A 3,299-nucleotide genomic window follows, 5' to 3' on the forward strand; every position below is an offset into this window, starting at 1 on the left:
GTATCCGCCCGGTGAACACCGCAGGTAGGCCGAAGCTGACCTCCACCTAGATAGGCCGTGTTGACAAAGTTAGCTCAGGCACTTGCTGCCCCCGACGACCGAGATATGCTCAGGTAATGATTACCTCTCCTTGTCCCGTTTATCTCTTCAGAAGCGCAGGTTTTTCTCCATCCGGCGACACAGTGGTGAGCATTGCTCCGGTGGACTGCGTTATCGCAGTTTACGGTAACGGAGGTGTTGTTGGTGAAGGCGGTCTGTCTTCTGCCTTTGGTGGGGCGGCAGTCTTCAAGAACGATGTGTCCGGAGAATGCTTCGTCGGTGTATGGGGAGCCCGAAACGCCTCACGTTTCCGCAGTGAGCTTCGGGCTCATATGCAGATTGCTGTTTACAAGAAAGCGCCAGACGCTCGGCTCACTTTTTCGGTAGCGGAGAATGAGCGCCCTAAAAGGTCTGGCCCAAATGAAGGGCAACCAGAGTCTGGCTGAGGGTGCGTATCCGGTGGCCATGAGCACCTGAGCACCGCGGTGTTGGGGTCAAGATGGGGAGACGCGATGATATTCTTCAAGGAGGAGTTTGACTTCCTCGATGCCTTCATCGGTGAAGGCCAAGATTCCGTCGTCATCGATGGCCCCGTACACCCAGATGACGCCGTCCTCGGGCTCGAGACCGAGGGTCAGGTCCTGGATGAGCGCTTCGCTGACGCCGAGGTCCCTGGCGACACGTTCGACGGTGTAGACGTGATGCACCTTATTGCGCTGCATGATCAGGCCGCCGCTGGTTGGGTCCGCAGTTGTGCGGATCTCCAATTCCACGGCAGCAAATCATCGATCCGCTGTGCTGGGTGGGCTGCGATGCGCGCCAGGATATCGGCGAGCCAGGCCTGAGGGTCGACGTCATTCAACTTGGCGCTGACGATCAGGCTGTAGAGAACGGCAGCGCGCTGTCCGCCGCGATCGGAACCGCAGAACAGCCAGGACTTTCTGCCGAGAGCGACGCCGCGCAGGGCTCGCTCGGCTGCATTGTTGGATAGGCAAATCCGCCCATCGTCGAGGAACCGGGTGAAGGATGACCAGCGACGCAGCATGTAGTTGAAGGCCTTGGTCAGATCGTGTCCGCGCGAGAGCTTGTCGCGCGTCTCGATCATCCAGCGCTCGAGCTCGGTGACCAGCGGCGCGCTCCGCTCCTGGCGCGCGGCGTGGCGTTGGCCTGGCGACAGGCCGTTGATCGCGCGCTCGATATCGAACAGGGCATCGATACGCTTCACGGCTTCAACCGCTAGCGGATAGACCAGGTTGGGCTTCTCGCCGTGCGCCTTCTTGCGCGCCGCCGCTTCGACATCGGCCAGCTCGAACACTTTGCGCCGGCTGTGGGCCCAGCAGCTGGCTTCCAGAATAGGCGCCGGCTGACGGCCCGTCGCATAGAGATCGCCATAGCCGCCATAGGCGTCGGCCTGCAGAATGCCGCTCCAGCCGGCGAGATGCGCCGCGGGATGTTCCCCTCGACGATCGCGGGAATAATAGAACACCGCCGCCGGCGGATCGGCGCCGCCGAACGGTCGGTCATCGCGCACATAGGTCCATAATCGGCCGGTATCGGTCTTGCCCTTGGCCAGGACCGGCACCGTCGTATCGTCGCCATGCAGACGTGAAGCGGCCAGCACATGGGCTTGGAGCCGCTTGAACAGCGGCATCAGCACCGCGGCGCCGGCGCCGACCTGGTCGGCCAGGGTCGACAGGCTGAGCGGCACGCCTTCGCGGGCATAGCGTTCAGCCTGGCGGTTGAGCGGCTGATGCTGGCCGAACTTCTCGAACAGGATCATCGCCAGCAGGCCGGGGCCAGCCCAGCCGCGCGGGGTGGCGTGGAACGGCGCCGGAGCCTGGCTGATCGCCTCGCAGTCTCGGCAGGTGAACTTCTCCCGCACGTGCTGGGTCACTTTCCATTGCCGCGGCACCACCTCCAGCGTCTCGGTGATATCCTCACCCAGCTTGCGCAGCCGATGACCGCCGCAGCAATGGCAAGCGGTCGGCGCCGGCTCGACCACGCGTTCGCGCGGCAGGTGCTCGGGAAATGGCTGGCGCGCCGGTCGTTTGCGCACATAAGGCGCCACCTCGGTGGTCCGGGCCGCGGCCTGTTCGGCGGCGATCTCGTCTTCCGTTGCCGTGCTCTCGAGTTCCTCGAAGGTGAGTTCCATCTGGTCGTGCAGGCGGGCGGCACGTTCAGAACTTTGACCATGCAGCGCCCGCTGCAGCTTCCGGATCGTCAGATCCTGATGTGCGATCAGCGCCGCATCATCCGATGCCTTGGCCCTGGCGACCGCCAGTTCGGCCTCGACCAGCGCAGCGCGTGCGGCCTCGTCTTCGGCTCTGGCCAGCGCCGCGGTCAGCGCTGCTCTCAGCGCGCCAATATCGTCCGGAACAGCATCCTGGGCGGTGGCAACCATGCCCTGGAGTGAATCATAAAACGCGTCCGCTGACTCGCGGAAAATGGCGCAAACTCAAAGAAAAACTCATCCCGCGCGCTGGGGGCGGAACGTGTGGCGCGGGTTGCGCCAATCGATCCCGTCGAGCATGTAGGCGAGCTGCGCCGGTGATATGGAAACCGTGCCGTCTGCCGGCGACGGCCATAGAAACCGACCCTTCTCGAGCCGTTTTGCATACAGCGACATGCCCAGCCCATCATGCCAGATAATCTTGATCAGACTGCCGCTGCGGCCTCGGAAGACATAAAGATCGCCGGCATGCGGATCCCGGCCCAACGTCTCCTGAACCTGCAGAGCGAGGCCTTGCATTCCGCGACGCATATCGGTCCGGCCGACCGCCAACCAGATCCGCACCTGGCTCGGAACCGGGATCATGAAACGCCCAGCGCCTTCACCATCGCCGCCGCCAGTGTCGGCGGCGTGGTCAGCGGAATCCGCAGCCGCACCTTGCCGGCGATCTCCAGCTCGATCACCGCCGGGGGCGCCGCCGGCACCGAAGCGGCGACAGGCTCATCGGGAACCACGACAACTTCGGCAAAGCCTGTCTCGCGGGCTCTCAGCGTGCGGCGCCACTTATAGATCAGGCTGGTCGCGACATCGTACTGACGCGCTACCGCCGCCACCGTGGACCCGGGCGCGAATGCCGCGGCCAGTATCCGGCACTGATCCTCTTCACTCCAACGACGACGACGCTCAGGCCCGGTCAATAACGTCACATGGCTCATGCTGTGCTGCTAACTACGCTCGTAAGGACGACCTTATGAGCGCAGCCTCGCTACCGTGCCATGCTCGCGCAAGGCGGTCTTCGCCGGAGGCGTAC

4 protein-coding genes are annotated in these 3,299 nt (G+C 63.7%); all 4 read right to left on the reverse strand.

Features of this window, described 5'->3' with window-relative positions; all coding sequences use genetic code 11:
- Positions 1–533: 533 nt before the first annotated feature.
- Positions 534–761 (reverse strand): hypothetical protein, encoded by a 228-nt coding sequence (locus OOJ09_RS31835; RefSeq protein WP_269909009.1) that lies wholly within the window; start codon positions 759–761, stop codon positions 534–536.
- 2 nt (positions 762–763) lie between these two features.
- Positions 764–2,440, reverse strand: a complete 1,677-nt coding sequence (gene tnpC / locus OOJ09_RS31840; RefSeq protein WP_269909010.1) for an IS66 family transposase — start codon at positions 2,438–2,440, stop codon at positions 764–766.
- A gap of 66 nt (positions 2,441–2,506) precedes the next feature.
- Complete coding sequence (tnpB, locus tag OOJ09_RS31845; RefSeq protein WP_269909011.1) at positions 2,507–2,854, reverse strand: IS66 family insertion sequence element accessory protein TnpB; 348 nt, start codon at positions 2,852–2,854, stop codon at positions 2,507–2,509.
- Positions 2,851–3,204, reverse strand: a complete 354-nt coding sequence (gene tnpA, locus OOJ09_RS31850) for an IS66-like element accessory protein TnpA (RefSeq protein ID WP_269909012.1) — start codon at positions 3,202–3,204, stop codon at positions 2,851–2,853. The genes tnpB and tnpA overlap by 4 nt, the downstream gene beginning before the upstream one ends.
- Positions 3,205–3,299 lie beyond the last annotated feature (95 nt).

The organism is Mesorhizobium qingshengii, from assembly GCF_027563465.1.
Classification (GTDB): Bacteria; Pseudomonadota; Alphaproteobacteria; order Rhizobiales; family Rhizobiaceae; genus Mesorhizobium; species Mesorhizobium qingshengii_A.

Coding starts and splice junctions, on each gene's coding strand:
- OOJ09_RS31835 (WP_269909009.1), bottom strand. CDS start 761: ATGCAGCGCAATAAGGTGCATCACGTCTACACCGTCGAACGTGTCGCC.
- tnpB (WP_269909011.1), bottom strand. CDS start 2,854: ATGATCCCGGTTCCGAGCCAGGTGCGGATCTGGTTGGCGGTCGGCCGG.
- tnpC (WP_269909010.1), bottom strand. CDS start 2,440: ATGGTTGCCACCGCCCAGGATGCTGTTCCGGACGATATTGGCGCGCTG.
- tnpA (WP_269909012.1), bottom strand. CDS start 3,204: ATGAGCCATGTGACGTTATTGACCGGGCCTGAGCGTCGTCGTCGTTGG.